Source organism: Pseudomonas sp. BF-R-19, from assembly GCF_019956445.1.
GTDB lineage: Bacteria > Pseudomonadota > Gammaproteobacteria > Pseudomonadales > Pseudomonadaceae > Aquipseudomonas > Aquipseudomonas fluorescens_BH.
Genome location: NZ_JAHBDN010000092.1, coordinates 145087 through 160980, shown reverse-complemented (window position 1 = coordinate 160980; position 15894 = coordinate 145087). Strand labels below are relative to the sequence as shown.

Sequence of the window (15894 nt, the reverse complement as noted above, 5' to 3'; positions counted from 1 at the left end):
ATTGTTTTGTTCCCGCGACCGGCGATTTTTCATGAGTTGCGAATTGTCGCAATCGACGAAAAAAAAGATGCCTCATCGCAAATACGCTGATACATTTGGCGATGTTAACGTTAACTTTTCTAAAAACAAAAATAAAGAGGGCTTTATGAAACTGCTCAAATCTCTCCTTCCAGCAGCACTACTCACCCTCTGCACCGGGCTTCCGTCCATCTCGAGTGCAGCCGATTTGACGATCTCCTGCGGTGCCGTGGGTGCGGAATTACAACTCTGCAAGGAGGCTGTCGAGGCATGGTCGAAACAGACCGGCAACCACGTCGAGGTGGTTTCCACGCCTAACTCGGCGACCGAGAGGTTGTCGTTCTACCAACAGATCCTCAGTGCGCAGTCCTCCGACATCGACATCATTCAGATCGATATGGTGTGGCCAGGGATGCTGGCCAAACATCTGCTGGATCTGCGCGAGGCGCTTCCCGCCAACGCGACCCAAGGCTACTTCCAGGCACAGGTCGATAACGCCACGGTGAGCGGACGGCTGGTGACGATGCCGTGGTTCACCGACTCAGGCCTGCTGTATTACCGCAAGGACTTGCTCGAGAAGTACAACCAGCAGGTTCCCCAGACGTGGGAGGAAATGACCGCTACCGCCAGGAATATTCAACAGGCCGAGCGAGCTGCCGGGAATCCCAATGCGTGGGGTTACATCTTTCAGGGGCGCGCCTACGAGGGCCTGACGTGTAATGCACTGGAGTGGATCAGCAGCCAACCGGAAGGCGGACTGGTCAATCCACGAGGTGACATCGTGGTCAACAGCCAGGCTTCAAGAACGGCTTTGACCCTGGCGAAAAGTTGGGTAGGAGACATCTCCCCGCGGGGCGTACTCAATTACACCGAGGAAGAAGGCCGGGGTGTATTCCAATCGGGAAATGCGCTGTTCATGCGTAACTGGCCTTATGTCTGGGCTTTGGTACAAAGCCAGGACAGTGCCGTAAAAGACAAAGTCGGGGTCGCTCCCCTGCCCCGCGGCGGCGAGACCGGCAGCCATGCCTCCACCCTCGGTGGCTGGGGCCTGGCGGTATCGCGTTACAGCGCCCATCCAAAACTTGCCGCAGAACTGGTGAGCTACTTGACCCGTGCCCAAGAGCAAAAACATCGTGCCCTGATAGGCGCCTACAACCCGGTTATCGAGTCGCTGTATCAAGACCCCGAACTGCTCGCGGCAATGCCTTATTACGCTCAGCTGCACAGCATTCTCAACGATGGGGTGATGCGTCCCGCCTCCATCACTGCCGATCGCTATCCACGTGTCTCCAATGCGTTCTTCGATCGAGTGCATGGCGTGCTGGCGGGCGAGTTGCCTGTCGATCAGGCGCTGGCCGAACTGGAAAGCGAACTCACGCGCATCAAACGCCGGAACTGGTAAGCCACAAGGAAGGAAATCACCATGTCTGTCTCTACTACTGCCCCCTGTGACGAGCTCCTGCTCACCAGGGAAACGCCTGTGCAGCGTCGTCGAGTACGCGCCGCCTGGCTGTTTTTGACACCGATGTTGCTGTGTCTGGCCCTGGTGGCGGCCTGGCCGCTACTGCGGACATTCTGGTTCAGCCTGACCGATGCCAACCTGGCGGACACCAGTGGCGGATCCTTCGTAGGCTTGAGCAATTATCTGTTCCACAACGGTTCCACCTGGTCGGGCATCCTGGTCGATCCACAATGGTGGAACGCTGTGCGCAACACGTTGCATTTCACCGTGGTGTCGGTGGGACTGGAAGTCGTCCTGGGGCTGCTGGTGGCGTTGCTGCTGAACATCAAGTTCACAGGCCGTTCCCTTGTGCGTGCAATGATTCTGATTCCCTGGGCGATTCCGACCATTGTCTCGGCAAAGATCTGGTCATGGATGCTTAACGACCAGTTCGGCATCATCAATCACATGATGCTGAGCCTCGGCCTGATTGACGCGCCCCTGGCCTGGACGGCCGATGCGGACCTGTCGATGTGGGCGGTGATCCTCGTCGACGTCTGGAAGACCGTGCCGTTTGTCACGCTGCTGATGCTGGCGGCCTTGCAGATGTTGCCGAGCGATTGCTACGAAGCCGCGAGGGTCGATGGCATTCATCCGCTGAAAGTGTTCTGGCGTGTCACCCTTCCCCTGCTGATGCCTGCACTGCTGGTGGCGGCGATCTTCCGCATCCTCGACTCGCTGCGGGTATTCGACGTGATCTATGTGCTGACCTCGAACTCGTCGAGCACCATGAGCATGTCGGTGTATGCCCGCCAGCACCTGGTGGAGTTCCAGGACGTCGGTTACGGCAGCGCGGCCTCGACGCTGCTGTTTCTGGTGGTTGCGGTCATCGCCATGCTTTATCTCTACCTCGGACGCCGTCAACTGGAGGTCCGGTCATGAACCTGCGCCTACTGAAAAAAGCACTGCTGCGCCTCGGGTTCTGGTGCCTGATCGGGGTATTGCTGCTGTATGCGGTTTTCCCTTTCTACTACGCCATCGTGACGTCACTGAAGCCATCCAGCGCCTTGTTCGAGGTGAGCTACTGGATCGAAAGCCCCGACTTCTCCAATTACGCGGCGGTACTCCACCAAGCCTCATTCCTGCGGGCTATCGGTAATTCGCTGGTGGTGGCGCTGTGTGTGGTGACGCTGGCGCTGTTCCTTAGCCTGACCGCCGCCTATGCCTTGGGCCGGGTGAAGTTCCGAGGACGTGGCACGGTGTTGATGATGGTTCTTGGCGTGTCGATGTTTCCCCAGGTCGCCGTGCTGTCTGGCCTGTTCGAAGTGATCCGCGCCCTGGGCCTGTACAACACGTCCTGGGCGTTGATCCTGAGCTACACGATTTTCACCCTGCCCTTCACCGTCTGGGTGCTGACCACGTTCATGGGGCAACTGCCCCATGAACTGGAAGAAGCGGCAATCATGGATGGCGCGTCCCCCTGGGTCACGCTGACCCGAGTGCTGTTGCCGCTGCTCTGGCCCGCGCTGGTCACCACTGGCTTATTGGCCTTCATCGCCGCGTGGAACGAGTTCCTGTTTGCCCTGACCTTCACCCTCACCGACACGCAACGCACGGTGCCGGTCGCCATCGCCTTGATTTCCGGCGGGAGTCCTCATGAGCTGCCTTGGGGGCTGTTGATGGCCGCATCGGTGGTGGTCACCGTCCCACTGGTGATTCTGGTGCTGATCTTCCAGCGCCGAATCGTTTCCGGTCTCACTGCCGGCGCGTTAAAGGGTTGATGCCCGACAACTACAAGGAACAGCATCGTGATCAAATTGAAACTGGACAACGTGAACAAACAATTGGGCGGCGCGCGGATTCTTCGCGACGTCAGCCTGGAGATCGCTGCAGGTGAATTCGTGGTGTTCGTTGGCCCTTCGGGCTGCGGCAAGTCGACCCTGCTGCGACTGATCGCCGGACTGGATTCGATCTGCGGCGGCGACCTGCTGATCGACGGGCGACGGGTCAACGACCTGGAGCCGCGCGAGCGTGGCGTCGGCATGGTGTTTCAGTCTTATGCGCTGTACCCGCACATGAGCGTCTACGACAACATCAGCTTTGGTCTCAAACTGGCCAAGACTGAAAAGAGCAGCCTGCGTGAGCGCGTGCTGAAAACAGCGCAAATCCTTCAATTGGACAAACTGCTGCAACGCAAGCCAAAGGAACTGTCTGGAGGGCAGCGTCAGCGTGTGGCAATGGGCAGAGCCATGGCGCGTGAGCCGGACATTTTGTTGTTCGATGAGCCGCTCTCCAATCTGGATGCATCCTTGCGGGTGCAGATGCGCAACGAAATCGCCCGGCTGCATGATCGACTGGGCTCGACCATGATCTACGTCACTCACGATCAAGTGGAAGCGATGACCCTGGCCGACAAAATTGTTGTGCTTAATGGCGGTCGCGTAGAGCAGGTCGGCTCACCGCGTGAACTCTATGAGCGCCCGGCGAGCCGCTTTGTCGCCGGTTTTCTCGGTTCGCCCAGAATGAACTTTCTGGCGGCACGCCTGCATGCCCCGGGTGAAACCAGCCTGGTCGATACCCCCGTCCTGGGTATGACCTCCCTGCCCTTCGACAGCTCGAACCTGGCGGCGGACGCCCCGCTGAGTCTGGGAATTCGCCCGGAACACATGTCGCTCAAGGTGGCGCAGGGAACTGCCGGCGTCGTCGTGACCGGGGTCGAATACCTGGGCAGTGAAACCTATGTGCACCTGGATACAGGTCAGGACGAGCCACTGATCTGTCGTTGTGAAGTCAACGCCGGATGGCAGGCAGGCGATCGGGTCGAACTGCAGCTGGACATCGACAACCTGCACCTGTTTGACGCCGACGGCGCGACCTTGAGGCGCCACCCACAAGCCTTTGAAACCCTGCCGGATGACGTCTCTCTACGCTCAGTCCGAGCACGCGCCCTATGACCTTATCTTTGAATACCATGAGCGATCCAATGTCTTCTTCCCTTGACCTTGCGCAGCGCGCACTGGGTGACGGCCTGTCTCGCGTCATCCAGGATTACCGACCCGGTTATCATATTTCCCCGCCGGCAGGCTGGATGAACGACCCTAACGGGGTAGTGTACTTTCGTGGCGAATATCACGTTTTCTATCAGCATTACCCCTTCGACGCGAAATGGGGCCCGATGTATTGGGGCCACGCCAAGAGTGCCGATCTGGTTCATTGGCAGCACCTGCCCATTGCGCTGGCACCCGGCGATGACTTCGACCGTGACGGATGTTTTTCCGGTAGCGCAGTGGTGTGTGGCGATACCCTGGCACTGATCTACACCGGGCACACCTGGCTGGGGGACGTGGGTGACGAACGCTCGATCCGCCAAGTCCAGTGTCTGGCCACCAGCACCGACGGCATCCGGTTCGTCAAGCATGGCGCCGTCATCGACACCGCGCCGCAAGACACGATCATGCACTTTCGTGACCCCAAGGTATGGCAAGAGGATGACTGCTGGTACCTGATTGCCGGCGCACGTCTGGGCGATGTGCCGTTGCTCCCGCTGTACCGTTCCACGGATCTGCACGCCTGGGAGTTCCTCGATTATGTGTCCAGCGGCAGTGAGGGCGATGGCTATATGTGGGAGTGCCCGGATCTGTTCCGACTGAACGGGCGCGATGTGCTGCTGTACTCCCCCCAAGGCATGCAACCCGAGGGTTACGAACGGCTCAACAAGTACCAGACCGGTTATCGAGTGGGCCGACTCGACAGCGAATGGCACTTCACGGGCGGGCCCTTTATCGAGCTGGATAACGGCCACGATTTCTATGCCGCGCAAACGCTACTGGCCGCCGACGGTCGGCGCCTTGTGTGGGCGTGGCTCGACATGTGGGAAAGCCCGATGCCGAGCCAGGCCCATCACTGGTGCGGCATGCTCGGGTTGCCGCGCGAACTTGAACTGCATGCAGATCGCCTTTGCGTGTATCCGGCACGGGAGCTCACCGCTCTGCGCAAGGCGCCATTGCCGGGCACGTCCTGGTGGGATGGATCGGGAGCCCGATGGGTGCGGGAAGTGAATGGCGACAGGCTCGAAATCCATGTGCATCTGGATTTGCTCGGCTGCACCGACGGCCACCTGGGAATCGCCTTGCGTTGCAGCGATGATGGTCAGGAAGAAACCCTGCTCTACTACGATGCATCGCTGCAGCGTCTGGTGCTTGACCGCAGCCGCTCGGGTGCACAAGTCACCGGTCAGCGCAGCGTGGCGATAGACCCGACACAAGAGCGACTGGAACTGCGTGTGTTTCTCGATCGCTCGTCCATCGAGGTGTTCGACGAGAACGGGCGCTTCAGCCTCAGCAGTCGCCTCTATCCGCGGCCCGACAGTCTGGGCGTGAAGCTGTTTGCCAGCGGGAGTGGCGGGCGTGTCTCGATTCCCAAGGCATGGCCTCTCGGCGCTGGATGGCTATGAGCAGCGTCATTCGAGTCGCGAGAAGCCCGGGCCCTGTGTCATGATTCTGCGTCAACCTGACCGGGCTCGCCTCGCATGACTTCAGTGAAAGACGTTGCACAGCTGGCCGGCGTGTCCCTGATGACGGTTTCTCGAGCGCTCAACACTCCGGAAAAACTGAGCCCCGAAACCCTTCTGCGGGTGCGTCGCGCCATCGATGAACTGCAATTCGTACCGAGCCTGTCGGCGCGCAAGATGCGCGGCGACAACCTCCAGTCGCGAACCATCGGTGTATTCGCGCTGGACACCGCGACCACACCGTTCGCCGTCGAGTTGCTGCTGTCCATCGAACAGACCGCGCAGCAAGCCGGCTGGAATGTGTTCATCCTTAACCTGTTGAGCAACCCGCCCACCGACCAGAACATCGACCTGATGTTGTCGCACCGCCCCGACGGGTTGATCTTCAGCGCCATGGGGTTTCGCCAGGTATGCATTCCCGAACGATTGAAGAGCAAACCCCTGGTACTCGCCAATTGCCTGGCCGATGACAGTCGCCTGGTGAGTTATGTGCCAGACGACGAAGCGGGGCAGTATCGAGCCGTACATCACGCGTTGAGCCAGGGCTATCGGCGCCCTCTGTGTATCAATCTGCCAAAACAGAGTCTGGCCTGGAACCTGCGACAAAAAGGCATGCAACGTGCCTGTCAGGCATTCGGGCTGTTGCCTGACGCACACCTGCAATACGACCTTTCCGATCATGACGCCTATGGTGAAACCGCAGCCATCCTCGACCGGCACATCATTGAGGGTCGTCCCCAATTCGACATTCTGATCTGTGGCAACGACCGCATTGCCTTTTGTGCCTATCAGCTGTTGTTGGGCCGTGGCCTGAAAATTCCCGACGATGTCGCCGTGCTCGGCTACGACAACATGATCGGTATGGCTGAGCTGTTCATCCCGCCGCTGACCACGGTGCAACTGCCGTACTACGAGATCGGTCGCAAGGCTGCCCGGCACCTGATCGAGACCCTCGACGTATCGGGAGCCCAGCCAGTTGATTGTCCATTGGTGGTCAGGGCATCGCTATAAGATCTAGTTAGTTCGGTGATAGCGCGCCCGCTTGCATTCGATTTGCCACTGGCCTGTCACCGACCGCTTATGGCCCAAAGTGTGCTGCATTCCCTGCACTCCAAGCCTACCCATCCGCTTTTCCTCTGACTTTCGACGCATTACCTACAGTTCTATGTGCACTCGCGGAATCGAACTAATCAAGGCGCAGCTAAGAGCTAGTCTTGATATCTGTGATATGTGGTCGACGGTTTCCTCATATGCTAACTCGGTTAAGCGAGCGATTAGCGTGCTCGGAGACCGCCAGTTGATGGTATTGATGGGCTGAAAGGCTTTTTTCCAGCACAAAAACAAACGCCCCGAACATGTCGGGGCGTTTGTTGGCGCCTTCGCTAGAGTGTTTTCACACAGCCTTCGAAGGGCCTTTTGTACTCAAACCACTATCACTTGCTCAACCAGGACTCGGCGATGTCGGAGCCATACGGCTATTGCACGCGCATACGCTTTATATCCCTCTGAAGCGGCTCACCAAACAGACGGCTGTACTCACGACTGAACTGCGAAGAGCTTTCATCTCCGACCAGACCGCCGGCGCTACTCGCATCTACATTTTGACTTAGCATCATCTGCCGTGCGGCTTGCAGCCTGAGCTGCTTCTGATATTGCAAAGGGCTCATCCCGGTTACCGCACGGAAGTGCTGCCGGAATGTAGACGGGCTCATGTAAACGGTAGCTGCCAAGTCATCCATGCGAAGCGCCTGACTGAAATTGAGCTTAAGCCAGGCGACCGCTTTGGTTATGTGTTGACTTGGGGAGCCAGCGCTGACGACGTGGAGCAGTTGCGGCCCATGGGCTCCACTTAGCAGGCGAACGACTATCTCTTCTTTGATCAAGGGCGCAATGGCAGCGATCAAAGCCGGTTCATCGAGTAGCCCAACCAGCCGCTCAAGAGCGTCCAGCACATTCACTTCCAGTGTCTGCACAGTGACAGGCCTAAACCCATCATCCTTCATACGTTGAGATAGCTGCAGACGCTCGGCTACCTGCATAACCATAGCGCTGTCGAAGGTCAGCATCATGCCTAAAAACGGGTGCGTAAAGCTGGCTTGGGTAACATTCGCTACCACGGGAAGGTCTACGCTCGTGACCATCGATTGCCCAGGGGCATAAGTGAGCACCTCCTCACCCACCATGACTTGCTTGCAGCCTTGCAAGCATAAGCCGATACCCAAGCCATAAATGCAGTGCAAAGGTACTGTAACCACATTGCGGCGATGAAGGCTTAGGCCCGGAATGGCTGTTTGGTGGTCGCAATCGGTGCGCACAATTTGGCTCACCGACTGCTTTTAAGTGGCCGAGAAGGGCCGCTTCAGTCGGTTTCAGCCGGTCGTAGAAGGCAGAAGTCGGCCAAAAGCAGCCCTTGGGCGAACGATAAGTCCATCAATTTCTGCATTAACTAAAGTTCGGCTCGGTCAACACATTGAGCCCTGACTGGCGCAATCGCATGCGAAAAAGATAATCACGAAGATTTGATGTTTTTTTCAGCCATTGCGCACTTTCGGGCACGCGTTCCAAATAATCGAGCATAGGCGTCAGGATCGCGTCCGCCATGCTGTAGTCCGCCCCGCAGAAAAATTGCTGCCCGTCCAATTGCTTCGCCAGCAGCCCAAGTGTCTGGATAGCCATGGGCTCGGCGATAGCCACGGCGTCTCTATCGATTGAGCCTGACGGCTGCGCAGGTGAAACCAGCAGTAAAAGATAACGACGTATCAGTCGATCATCGGCATACATCGCCAAGGTAGCGGACCACTGATCGACCTTCACCTTCTGGGCCAAGTCAGCGGGCCTTGGAGAAGTATGCGCAAAGGCTTCATCCAGGTAGCGGCAAATGGTGGTTGTTTCAATTACGCTCCGCTCTCCATGCAGCAATACCGGGACCTTGCCAAAAGGATGCAGCGCCATGTGTTCAGGGCTGTGGAACCTGATCGTATTACCATCCACGTGCATCCCGTGTGTGTAATCCAGCGCTTTCTCTTCGCAGTAAAGTCTGACACTACGTACGAAGGTGCTAAATCCAGGTCCCAGTATGTGCAATCTCATGTGTAGCTCCTTGAGGGAAGAGTCGCCAATTCTGGTCGGTATGACTTTATGTTCAAGAACATAAAGTCCCGTTTTGTCATACTCCATCTCACGCTTTACTGAGGAGAAGACGAATGCCCTGGCCTGTTACACAGCGCGCAACCACTCGACAGATGATTCTAGATAGCGCCGCGCGACTCTTCGCACTGGAGGGTTTCGAAAAAGTCAGTATCGACTCAATTATGGAGAGTGCAGGATTGACCCGGGGGGCCTTCTATAGTCACTTCGCATCCAAAACGGAGCTATACACCGAAGCTATTAGAAATGCCGCGAACGCGGGGGGCGCGATACTCGAAGAGGCTGGTAAAGATGGTTTGCAGCAGGTAGTGAAAGACTATCTCCGCATGGACCATCGGGATGCAAGCCGCATGCATTGTCCGTTAGCCTTCATGGTCAATGATGCTGCTCAGCAGGACGGAGCCATCCAGGAGAGCTACACCCAAGTGCTCGCAGCTTTCATCACACGTCTAGAGTCCGGGCTGAAAACGACGACAGAGACGAATACACGCCAGCATGCTCTGCAAATTGCCGTAGGGATGATCGGTGGCTTGGCACTGGCTCGAGCTGTGGCCGATGACCAATTGGCACAAGAGATTCTCACAGCCTGTCAACAGGGATGTTTGCAACTCGTTGAGCCATGACATGCCATAACAAACAACGAAACAACCGCGTTGGTCGTTTTCCGCCCTTCGCGACAGGCAACAATCAGGTGATAGCTGCCTTTAATACCGGCGGCTCTCGGCCAGAGGTGGTCTGTTACGTATCCGCGCGGATCGCCCCGATACCGCAGCAGCCGATCATAAAAAAGAACCGAAAACGCGCAAATTGCGTCCTTGATATCCATTGAAGATTCCACCCAGAGCCAGTCATTTTGTAGGGGTAAAAAACTCAATAAATAAAAAGGGGTCGCGAGATAAAATCTCGCAACCCCTTGAATTATATGGTCGGGACGGAGTGATTCGAACACTCGACCCCTAGCACCCCATGCTGGGGCCTGTACGTCGCTAACTTATTGATTTAATACGGATATAACCCGTTTAATGGGTGGCAAAACACCAGCTTTTTTGTGCTTATGCAAACGATAAACCGGGGCCTCTAGGGGAGGTTTTGCGCAACCTTTCCTATCACCCTCGGCGTCCTACCGACGAACACCCTAGCTCATTTTGACTGAGCGTCTTATGGTTATATTTCTACTGTGTCACGCACTCAGGAGAAGATCATGCCTAAATCCGGCGGAACCAAAATCGCATCGGGCGGAGCTGGAAAAGTTGGCGGCGGAGCTAAAGCCCCCATCATCCCAAATCTACCCAGCACCACCGGAAAACCTTCTGGTCCAGGCCGCGGGAATGCGCCTCCGAAGGCCCATTAATTGCAATGTCTGCCGGCGCCTAATCCTTGGGCGCCGGCAGTAGGTTATTTTTGTAGGAGCCGAGCTGATCGCGATCCCCCTCGCCACATATGATGTGCTCTCCGCGCCACTGATACAGACCTTTGGAACCCCCAATTGCAACTGACCGAGTCAGTTAACGCCCTGCGACATCAACAAGGGGGCTGTTACCGGGTGGTGCCGGTCGTGCCAGTAGTTCCGCTGGTACCTGAAGTGCCGCCGGGGCCCGGGGTGGCGTCGTTGCCACCACTACCGCCGCCGCTGGAGATGGCGACACCAGCAGCGATAACACCGGCGCTAATTGCCAGGCCAGTGCCAACCGTTACGCCACCGACGAGTGGAGTCGACAGCGTCAGGCTTGAGGTAGCGCTAGGCACTGCGGCGCTGGCCGCAGGGGCGGTCTCAGCAGCCATCAGAGGCAGGCTGATGGAGGTCGCGAGGACTAAGGCCAGGAGCTGTTTCACGATCATGCTCCTTTGAAAGGATAATCCCTGAGGGCGGTTAGGGATTAAGGGTATTGCAGTAAGTATAGTGTGTTGGAAGCAGGCGGAGCTAAAACCCCTGACCTCATAAATGGACCCAGCGCCACAGGGAAAAATCTGGCGGCGCCCGCAGCAATTGGCCTCCAAAAAGCAAGTAATTGCAATGTCTGCCTGCACCTAATCCTTGGGCGCCGGTCGCTTAGACCCCTACTATGTCAAGGTGATCAAGAAGCCGACGTAAGCAATTGATCTACAAGGAATATATGGCGTTTTTAATGGACCGCAAAACCGCAACATCACCCTATAAAAATCAATAACTTAGCGTTGTACATTCCTACAGTACCGCCCCCATCCGAGGCGTCCTGCCGCCCCTCACCCCCATACAATTCACCAGCGATTCGCTCCTGCTACGCTGAAGACTCCACGGAGGATTCACGATGCCCAATTCTGATCTGCTCCCTTCCCTGTTGTTCAAACTCAACGAAAATCAGCTCGCGCTGGAGGCCGCCATCCTGGAGCTTTCAAACTGGGTAGAACAGCGCGGATCGGCGGATGTTGCCGACAACGTGCGTGGCGCCCTGGGAGCCATCGACAAGAATGAAGAATTCATCAAGATGACGCTTGCGGTCCTGATGACGCCGGAATGACAGCTATCGGCCAATGTTGATTGATCGAGGAAGCTTCGCGAATGCGGACAGGTGAACTGGCATCTATAGGCTCGACTGGCCTGTAAGGCCCGGTCTAGGCATGTCGAGGTCATTTTGATATCATTTTTCTTTTCCTCGTACCTACAAGGATGTTCTTTGTGCCTAAGTTTTTTTATTCGGACTGCGTGATTTCCGACCTCCGCCGGATTGCGCCAGGTAGAGATGTTTTCATGGCGTCCATTGATGGACGTCAAAGCGAGCGTCTGACTATGGAACCTGAGGTTTATCAGTATCTGACCGGGATCGGCAAGGGTACAAAAAACCGCGTATGGTTTTTCGCGCCGGGATTCAAAAAAGTGCTGATGATTACCGGCATGGAAAATGCCGCCGGCGAGCGGCAAGTCATGAAAGAAAAGCTATCTCACAAATTGTATAACCTGACGATTCGCCCGGCCTGTGCGGGTTTCCTGTTCTGGTTTTTAGCCTGGGTAGTATTAGTCATTCCCGTCGCGCTATACGCGTACAAAAAAGCTACTCTTTCGTACAAAGGCCCCGGTGAGTTCATCTATAACGTAATTAATCCGATTGGTATTTATGGCGGTATCGCGCTGGCACTCGGACTAAGCTTTGCAGCTTGGCATTTTTATAAAAAATTGGCCAACCTGGACGCCTGGCAATCAGGTGAAACCACTTCCTACACCAAGGCTGTCAAGCCGGCGTTCGGTTCGGGATTGGCGGCGTCGAAGAAATAGTCATCAATGAGCAGCGGAAGACGCGACATTTAATTATGACGTCAACACGGGGATAGACGGGGACAGGCCCTTGAATTCAAGGGCCCAGTCCAAAGGATTCCCCGCTACACTCCGTCATTCCCCGATAAATTGGCCCAGCCACCTCCGGCGACCTGCTGACTGCAAATCCCTTACGGCACATCCTTGAAGAACACATGGCGGCCAAATTTCAGCGTCTGCTTCGCTCCCACAGCCCAGGCTGGAGGCTTCGGCATGGTGGTAGCGTAGTAGTGCGTGGCGCCACCGGTGGGATCGGGCACCTTGCCATCGATCACCTGGTCAGCGGCAATCCGCGCTTGAGCCAACTCGCGAAACGGGATCACCTTCGCGCCACCCAGGTAAGGGAAGTTCGCGTCATTCTTGTTCCAGCAGCTGAACTGGTAGGGCTTTTGGCACACACCGGCATAGCTCTCTCCCCACCACGACTTGGACTTGCCGTCGTTCACCCGGTTACGAATGGTCCATGCCACGGCGATCTGCCCGGCCAAACTTTCGCCGCGCGCCTCACCCCACAGCGTGCGAGCGAGGATGTCGCGTTCTTTTTCCGTGACGGTCATACGTTTTCTCCAGATGCAAAAACGCCGGCTTTGGCGCCGGCGTTCGGAAGGATCTGCAGCAGTTGCTGCGATGTGATTGGCATAAATTCTCCTGAAATGGGGCGGGCCGCCTAGGCTGACTCAGGCGTCATGGGCGGCGGTGAACTCAGGTAGCATCTTCAGATGCGAGTAAGCCTGCATAATGGGATTTTCGCCCTCCAAGTCGTAATCACATGCATACGATTCCACCTTAAACGGTGCAAGCATGTCGCCTGCTAAATAATGCACTCCAAATTCAATCCGATCTTTTCCTGGCTGGATGGTAGGCATAAAAACCTTGACATACGCCGAAGAAATCTCAACACCGTTAGATTGTGTTGCAACTCTTAAAGCCATACTTTTCCACCCTCAACTTACTTGGATGCTGAAGCACCAAAACCATTATCAATATAAACAGTCCATCTACCCGCCGAGTTAATGATCCCTGCCGGCAAAATATCCGCCGTGTCGCTGGCATTTCGTATGACTATCGGATTAAGAAAGTTTGTAACACGAACATCGAACGAATTTCCTTCATAGTAATCTCCCGCACCCAGAAACAACTTAACCGGCGCCAAGTTCGAGGCCACCTTCACATGATTAATGCACTTCGGAAGTGCAAGATTGGCGTTATCGGCAAAGCCCGTACCATCTTTCCGGAAGGTTGCTCTACGATCTCCTGTGCCTGTGCGCACCTTCAGACAGGTTACCCCTATGTCTACAGCACTAGTGGGGCCAAGGTGACTACCAAAAATGTAATAAGATACGGCGGTGCCGTTAGAGTCGAAATTAAAACTGCCGCTGTCTTGAAAGGTAAGGATATCTAAATTAGTTCCGGTGGTGTTGCTTCTCATCTGGTTGCCCAAGGGCGCACCACTGCCCTCAGAGTTCATGATTGGGCCAAAAAATTGGGAGTTCCTCTCCTTGATCTCCAGCTTGTCCAATGGAATCCGATTCAGATAATAGGTGTTGCTGGCGCAGTTGGCAGAGGACTTGATCCAACGACCAAGGATAGGGGAGTTCTCAAAACGCATGTTAGAGAACGAGTTGTTCTGCATGAACTCCAAGTCAATAGCGTGGCTATCAGCCTCTTCAATATTGATATGAGCAACAATGTTTCCGTTGAAGGGATCGGTCTGACCAGTACCCTTGCGGGTTTTGAGAAATGTCTGCCCACGAAATTCTCTGGCCGAGACCCAATTACCATTAATAAAGCCTTGCGGTCCATCTGGCATGTCGAAGCTCACACCATAACGTGTGTATCGTGCTCGTCCGATATGTACGGCGCAGAAATAAACTCCGTAAGAGGTTTTGCTGAATAACTGGACGCCTACCTTAAAACCAGTGGTATCCCCCAGGTCAACAATGTTGTTATTGCTATCAACTATATTAACCGCGGCTCCGGTAAGGTCTTCCCAGCTGGCGGGTTTGGCGGCAGCACCGGTTGTGATGCTGTGGAAGTAAAATCTACTGTATTGGCAGTTTTCAACAAGCACTCCATCCGGAGTCACCCCGCCACTGACCCGGACAAACTCAGCATAGGATTCGAGTTGAATCTTTGTCTTGCCAATGATGGATATATCCCGAAAGCGGAATTTTCCCCACTTGATAACTGCATGCGTGCCTGTGGGAACAGAGGCGAACATAGCATTGAGGGCCGCATCCCAGATCCATGTCTCAGAGTCATCTGGATCCGGTTTCTCCGTTACCAGGTGCGCGTACTCCCAAGGGCTGATAGGGAGGGTATCGAGCATGCCTTGTACATTTTCGATCTTCTTTCTTAGCTGCTTCCTGCTATAACCTGGCAACTCAGCACCATCGGGCGCAGATAATTCCTGCCTCAGCACATCATCCCCAAGCAACACGAACGCATCGGTCTCGGTCGCCCAGTCGCCTGTTGTGGTGTATGGCACCGACGCCAAGGATGATAGGCGGAAGGGCTGGCCATCCTTCATGACGTATTGGCTGTATCGCTCAATCAGAAGACCCTGGCCGTAGGTGCCGACCAGCGTAAATCCGCTGGACTCCAAGAAGCGATCGAATTGTTCGCTGCGCACTGCCTGCTCTTCGCCAAACTCAGTTTCGCGGCGCACCTGATCTGCGTTGTACTCAACCTCCATTCCCTTCCACGACTTACGGGGCACGCCCTTGCGATCTAGGTAGGACGGATCACTCCCATTGACCAGGTGATCCAGATTCCGGGCGTTATCGGACAAGTCTTTTGGTGAAGTTGAGCCAGTCGCGTTGCCGGTGTTGTAGGCCATGGTTATGTTGCTCGCAGAGTACGCCAACGGCGCCGCAAAGGAGGCGGTGCCGAGAGCGCTGAGTTTTAATAATTGCCGGCGATTAACCATGACGACCAAACCTAGAAACGGGGAAGGCCGGCAGTATACCGGTGGGATGTCGTGTGTTTGTGAAGGCCAGAGCTGGCCGGCACTGAGCGTTACTCGTCGAAATGGCGAGGCCATTCCTGATTCATGGCCCTGTCGAAGATGCTGGAATAGAGAACGTACTCTGGAGCAATCATCGCCCACTCTGGGTCTATGAGGGGCCGTTTGAGTAGCCAGAGTTCCGCGGTAAATCGCCAATGATCAACGCCCACCAACACTGGCCCGCGGTATATATCGTTGAAGTTTGCCTGGTAGTTTTCGAGCCCCAGCGGTGATTTGAGTGGACACTCAAATGGCAGCGTTCCGGAAATCAGAACATGCTCAAACCAGCCTTCAAACAATTGCGCCTCGGATGCACTGAGCAACCAGGTGACAGAAGTTCTGGTCGGCACATTCTGATAGGCGCGGCGCCGGATTTTCCTTCCGGTCACCAGTGGCGTACTGACCATCGGACTGACAGGATCAAAGCCATACCCCTCCCTCAACGGGAGCGGCAGACCTTCCGGGTATTGGATCATGTGTCG

The 15894-nt window shown here is 55.8% G+C and carries 16 protein-coding genes and 1 pseudogene; 9 read left to right on the top strand and 8 right to left on the bottom strand.

The window, feature by feature from the left end; translation table 11 throughout:
- The first annotated feature begins 145 nt into the window (after positions 1 to 145).
- From KGB28_RS26515 to KGB28_RS26490, 6 genes are all read left to right on the top strand, one after another.
- A complete protein-coding gene (locus KGB28_RS26515) occupies positions 146 to 1420 on the top strand; it encodes an ABC transporter substrate-binding protein (RefSeq protein ID WP_223448585.1) in 1275 nt (424 codons plus the stop codon).
- A 21-nt stretch (positions 1421 to 1441) separates the two neighbouring features.
- Entirely contained in the window at positions 1442 to 2401 is a 960-nt protein-coding gene (locus KGB28_RS26510; RefSeq protein WP_223448511.1) for a carbohydrate ABC transporter permease, read from the top strand.
- The gene (locus tag KGB28_RS26505; protein WP_223448510.1) at positions 2398 to 3240 is read left to right on the top strand and encodes a carbohydrate ABC transporter permease; all 843 of its coding nucleotides are present in this window, start codon (positions 2398 to 2400) and stop codon (positions 3238 to 3240) included. The genes KGB28_RS26510 and KGB28_RS26505 overlap by 4 nt, the downstream gene beginning before the upstream one ends.
- 27 nt (positions 3241 to 3267) lie before the next feature.
- Positions 3268 to 4413, top strand: coding sequence for an ABC transporter ATP-binding protein (locus KGB28_RS26500; protein WP_223448509.1), 1146 nt, complete (start codon positions 3268 to 3270; stop codon positions 4411 to 4413).
- Positions 4410 to 5912 (top strand): glycoside hydrolase family 32 protein, encoded by a 1503-nt coding sequence (locus KGB28_RS26495; RefSeq protein WP_223448508.1) that lies wholly within the window; start codon positions 4410 to 4412, stop codon positions 5910 to 5912. Before KGB28_RS26500 ends, KGB28_RS26495 begins: the two co-directional genes overlap by 4 nt.
- A gap of 75 nt (positions 5913 to 5987) precedes the next feature.
- Positions 5988 to 6980, top strand: coding sequence for a LacI family DNA-binding transcriptional regulator (locus KGB28_RS26490; protein ID WP_223448507.1), 993 nt, complete (start codon positions 5988 to 5990; stop codon positions 6978 to 6980).
- Between the two features lie 464 nt (positions 6981 to 7444).
- On the opposite strand, the gene KGB28_RS26485 is transcribed toward KGB28_RS26490, so the two are convergent.
- Together KGB28_RS26485 and KGB28_RS26480 are read right to left on the bottom strand one after the other, a co-directional pair.
- Positions 7445 to 8296 (bottom strand): AraC family transcriptional regulator N-terminal domain-containing protein, encoded by an 852-nt coding sequence (locus KGB28_RS26485; RefSeq protein WP_223448506.1) that lies wholly within the window; start codon positions 8294 to 8296, stop codon positions 7445 to 7447.
- 115 nt (positions 8297 to 8411) lie between these two features.
- On the bottom strand, positions 8412 to 9059 hold the full coding sequence (locus KGB28_RS26480) for a glutathione S-transferase family protein (protein WP_223448505.1): 648 nt from the start codon (positions 9057 to 9059) through the stop codon (positions 8412 to 8414).
- 113 nt (positions 9060 to 9172) lie between these two features.
- Between KGB28_RS26480 and KGB28_RS26475 the strand changes: the two genes are divergently transcribed.
- Entirely contained in the window at positions 9173 to 9739 is a 567-nt protein-coding gene (locus KGB28_RS26475) for a TetR/AcrR family transcriptional regulator (RefSeq protein WP_053156159.1), read from the top strand.
- Between the two features lie 913 nt (positions 9740 to 10652).
- Here KGB28_RS26475 and KGB28_RS26470 read toward each other — a convergent pair.
- Entirely contained in the window at positions 10653 to 10955 is a 303-nt protein-coding gene (locus tag KGB28_RS26470; RefSeq protein WP_263296940.1) for a hypothetical protein, read from the bottom strand.
- Between the two features lie 449 nt (positions 10956 to 11404).
- Here KGB28_RS26470 and KGB28_RS26465 point away from each other — a divergent pair, with 449 nt between their 5' ends.
- Both KGB28_RS26465 and KGB28_RS26460 read left to right on the top strand, forming a co-directional pair.
- Positions 11405 to 11614: a hypothetical protein gene (locus tag KGB28_RS26465; RefSeq protein WP_223448503.1), complete on the top strand. Its 210-nt coding sequence runs from the start codon at positions 11405 to 11407 to the stop codon at positions 11612 to 11614.
- A 158-nt stretch (positions 11615 to 11772) separates the two neighbouring features.
- A complete protein-coding gene (locus KGB28_RS26460; RefSeq protein WP_223448502.1) occupies positions 11773 to 12366 on the top strand; it encodes a hypothetical protein in 594 nt (197 codons plus the stop codon).
- Positions 12367 to 12536: 170 nt separating this feature from the next.
- Here the strand turns inward: KGB28_RS26460 and KGB28_RS26455 are convergent, their stop codons facing one another.
- The 5 genes and pseudogenes from KGB28_RS26455 to KGB28_RS26435 form a co-directional block, all read right to left on the bottom strand.
- On the bottom strand, positions 12537 to 12962 hold the full coding sequence (locus tag KGB28_RS26455; protein ID WP_223448501.1) for a cell wall hydrolase: 426 nt from the start codon (positions 12960 to 12962) through the stop codon (positions 12537 to 12539).
- Between the two features lie 2 nt (positions 12963 to 12964).
- Positions 12965 to 13045 (bottom strand): annotated as a pseudogene (locus KGB28_RS26450) (glycoside hydrolase family 19 protein); the annotation flags it as partial.
- Positions 13046 to 13082: 37 nt separating this feature from the next.
- Positions 13083 to 13337: a hypothetical protein gene (locus tag KGB28_RS26445; RefSeq protein ID WP_223448500.1), complete on the bottom strand. Its 255-nt coding sequence runs from the start codon at positions 13335 to 13337 to the stop codon at positions 13083 to 13085.
- A 17-nt stretch (positions 13338 to 13354) separates the two neighbouring features.
- Positions 13355 to 15334: a hypothetical protein gene (locus KGB28_RS26440; protein WP_223448499.1), complete on the bottom strand. Its 1980-nt coding sequence runs from the start codon at positions 15332 to 15334 to the stop codon at positions 13355 to 13357.
- 89 nt (positions 15335 to 15423) lie between these two features.
- Positions 15424 to 15888, bottom strand: a complete 465-nt coding sequence (locus KGB28_RS26435; RefSeq protein ID WP_223448498.1) for a hypothetical protein — start codon at positions 15886 to 15888, stop codon at positions 15424 to 15426.
- Positions 15889 to 15894: the final 6 nt, after the last annotated feature.